The organism is Corynebacterium jeikeium, assembly GCF_000738175.1.
In the GTDB taxonomy this organism is placed as follows: Bacteria; Actinomycetota; Actinomycetes; order Mycobacteriales; family Mycobacteriaceae; genus Corynebacterium; species Corynebacterium jeikeium_C.
Genome location: NZ_JFCH01000021.1, coordinates 1 through 3,068 on the forward strand (window position 1 = coordinate 1; position 3,068 = coordinate 3,068).

At 60.3% G+C, this 3,068-nt stretch carries 2 protein-coding genes and 2 tRNA genes; all 4 read right to left on the reverse strand.

Features of this window, described 5'->3' with window-relative positions; translation table 11 throughout:
* Window positions 1-231 precede the first annotated feature (231 nt).
* Window positions 232-304 (reverse strand) — tRNA-Glu (locus JQ46_RS02265).
* Window position 305: 1 nt separating this feature from the next.
* Window positions 306-377: transfer RNA gene (locus JQ46_RS02270), tRNA-Gln, on the reverse strand.
* Window positions 378-587: 210 nt separating this feature from the next.
* Window positions 588-2,090: a glutamate--tRNA ligase gene (gene gltX / locus JQ46_RS02275; protein WP_034985122.1), complete on the reverse strand. Its 1,503-nt coding sequence runs from the start codon at window positions 2,088-2,090 to the stop codon at window positions 588-590.
* A gap of 137 nt (window positions 2,091-2,227) precedes the next feature.
* Window positions 2,228-3,068: IS256-like element IS1249 family transposase (locus JQ46_RS02280; RefSeq protein ID WP_034985124.1), on the reverse strand; the 841-nt coding region annotated here is incomplete at its 5' end.

The window sequence follows — 3,068 nt, forward strand, 5'->3', positions numbered from 1 at the left end:
CCTGCAGAGCTCTGCGTCGCTGCTCCTTGGTGTATGAGCGGTTCATGATGGAATCCTCCAAGATTCCGTCCGCATCCCCTTTTGACCCTTAACCCCACTTTTCTTTACTTAACCCCCAAGAACTGGGAGATGATCAACTCATTCGACGTCAGCATGCCCCCAGAATAGCGAGAACCTCCGGCTAGCCTCTGAAAAGTGAAGCTGACCGGAGGTCGCTGTATTAGATATTTGTACCCCGTACGGGATTTGAACCCGTGTTACCGGCGTGAGAGGCCGGCGTCCTAGGCCGCTAGACGAACGGGGCGCTGGCCTACCAGGACTCGAACCTAGAATGACGGTACCAGAAACCGTAGTGTTGCCAATTACACCATAGGCCATCGTTCGTCGAACAAAACCCGCAAGCGTCAATCCCCGGATACCCGGATCGTTGAACGCTGCGAACCTCGCTCGCAACGAGGAATACTATAACCAGAACAGTGAATTACAAGCAAATCAGCTGGTAAACACACCTTTTTCCGGCCATAGTGCGCTCACCGCGCCGCCGCTGACTCGCAGGACGGCACGTGCAAGCACACCTACCGCTGCGCTTACTGCTGCGCAGGCGCGAACGGAGTCTGCTCGCGGGCTGCCCGCAGTCGCGCCAACGTGGACTCCTTGCCCAGCAGCTCCATGGACTCAAACAGCGGCGGGGACACAGCCGCACCACTGATGGCCACACGCAGAGCGCCGTAGGCCTTGCGCGGCTTCAGCTCCATCTCCTCGATCAGCTTCGACTGCAGCGCCTTCTCAATGACGTCGGTCTTGAACTCTCCGTCCGCGATGGCCTCCAGCTGAGCGATGGCAACCTCGAGGACCTCCACCGCGTCCTCCTTCAAGTTCTTCCTCGCGGCCTTCTCATCCAGGGACAAGTCGGCGTCAGAAGTAATCAGGAAGCGCAGCAGACCGTCAGCGTCCGAGAGCGTCTTGATGCGCGTCTGCACCAGCTCCGCGGCGAAAGCGAACTTATCCGCGGGGTAATCCGCCGGGAAGCCCTTGTACTCCTCCAGGTAAGCGCGCAGGCGCTCGGTGAAGTCACCCAGCTCCAGCATGCGGATGTGGTCGGCGTTGATGGCCTCCAGCTTCTTCTGGTCGAAGCGGGCCGGGTTGGGCTTCACGTCCGCCACATCGAAGTTGTCGATGAGCTGCTGCATCGTGAAGATGTCCTCGTCGGCGGACAGCGACCAGCCCAACAGCGACAGGTAATTCAGCATGCCCTCCGGGATGATGCCGTTGTCGCGGTGGTTAAACAGATTCGACTCCGGGTCGCGCTTGGAGAGCTTCTTGTTGCCCTCGCCCATTACGAACGGTAGGTGGCCGAATGTAGGTACCTGTTTAGCGGCGCCCACCCGTACCAACGCCTCGTAGAGTGCGATCTGTCGCGGTGTGGACGGCAGCAGGTCTTCACCTCGCAGGACGTGCGTGATCTCCATCAGAGCATCGTCCACCGGGTTAACGAGGGTGTACAGTGGCTGGCCGTTCGAGCGAGCGACAACGAAGTCCGGCACGGTCTTGCCGTCCACGCTCATGTCGCCGCGAACCAGGTCGTGCCACTCGTAGACTCGGTCGTCGGGCATGCGCAGGCGCCAGACCGGCCCGCGGCCTTCGGCCTTGAACTGCGCGATCTGCTCTTCAGTGAGGTCGCGGTCGTAGTTGTCGTACCCCAGCTGTGGGTCGCGGCCTGCAGCCTTGTGGCGAGCCTGGACTTCCTCGTTGGTGGAGTAGGCCGGGTACACGTCGCCGGATTCCTTCAGCTTCTCCAGGACATCCGCGTAGATATCCATGCGCTGGGACTGGCGGTAGGGCTCGTGGGGGCCGCCGACCTCAATGCCTTCGTCCCAACCGAGGTTCAGCCACTTCAGGGAATCGATGATGGCCTGGTAGGACTCTTCGGAGTCTCGCTTCGCATCGGTGTCCTCGATACGAAAGACGAGCTTGCCGCCGGTGTGACGGGCATAAGCCCAGTTGAACAGGGCCGTGCGCACCATGCCGACGTGCGGGGTGCCGGTGGGCGACGGGCAGAATCGAACGCGAACTTCGCTTACTTCACTCATGGTATTTAACTGTACCTTCCCGCGTTCTGGCCTTCGCGCTTGCTCGGTTCGGGCTCGACGCGGGCGCGGTGCGGGCCCTGTGCAGGCTCTGTGGGTTAAGGGTCAAAATGTGTGTCTGGCTCGGCGTGTCGCGGGGGTTAGATTTGGCCTTTTTGAATGCCGATTGAGTGGGTGTAGTCGGTGTCGATAGCGTTGTCGTAGAGGGCTGGGCGTCCTGTTTCGTGGTCGGCTTGGTTCTCGGTTTGGGTCAGGGTGGATACTTTGGCGAGTTGGCCCTGGCCCCAGTCGGACTGCCTGGCGATTCGTACTGGATCGTCAGGCAGTTCCGTTTTTAAGTAGAGCCACCAATCCAGCATGCGGCGTTGTCGTTCGCCTGATCTGCCGCGGTGGGTTCTGGCGAGCAGTTTGAGCTGGGCGTTGATGCCGCCTTCTAAGCTGTTGGTGGTGGATTTGATCCGCTCGGGCGCAAGGACTCCTGCTGGCGGGTTGAGGTAGACAAACAGCATCTCGGACCGCCAAAGATGGTTGAGGCTGTTGTAGGCCTTGCGCACGTTGTGGTGGGTCCACACGCGGGTCCATGCACCTGTTTTGGGGTCTTTGATCATGGTTTTCTCGTTCATCCATTCCCGGTAGATCGTTGAAAACTCGTGCAGTTGCACACCCCACGCGGCGGCTTCATCCAGTGTGGTGATCCGGGTCAGTTTCAGCGCAAGTCGGTAGATGGTGCGCCCGGCATCGGTGCGTGGGTTGGTGGTGGTGTAGCGGCGGACCACGCGTTGGGCGTGGACGAGGCAGCGTTGAATTTTCGTAGTCGGCCAGCACTTTTTGATTGCGCTGTATGCGCCTTGGCCGCCGTCGATGACGGCGATGAGTGGGGCTTCGATGCGTTCAAGCAGCAGTTGGTAGTCGCGGGTGGTTTCGTGTTTGCACCAGTGCCAGGCGATCACGTGGTCGATGGTCGCCGCGACGATCAGGCAG

Coding starts and splice junctions, on each gene's coding strand:
- gltX (WP_034985122.1), bottom strand. CDS start 2,090: ATGAGTGAAGTAAGCGAAGTTCGCGTTCGATTCTGCCCGTCGCCCACC.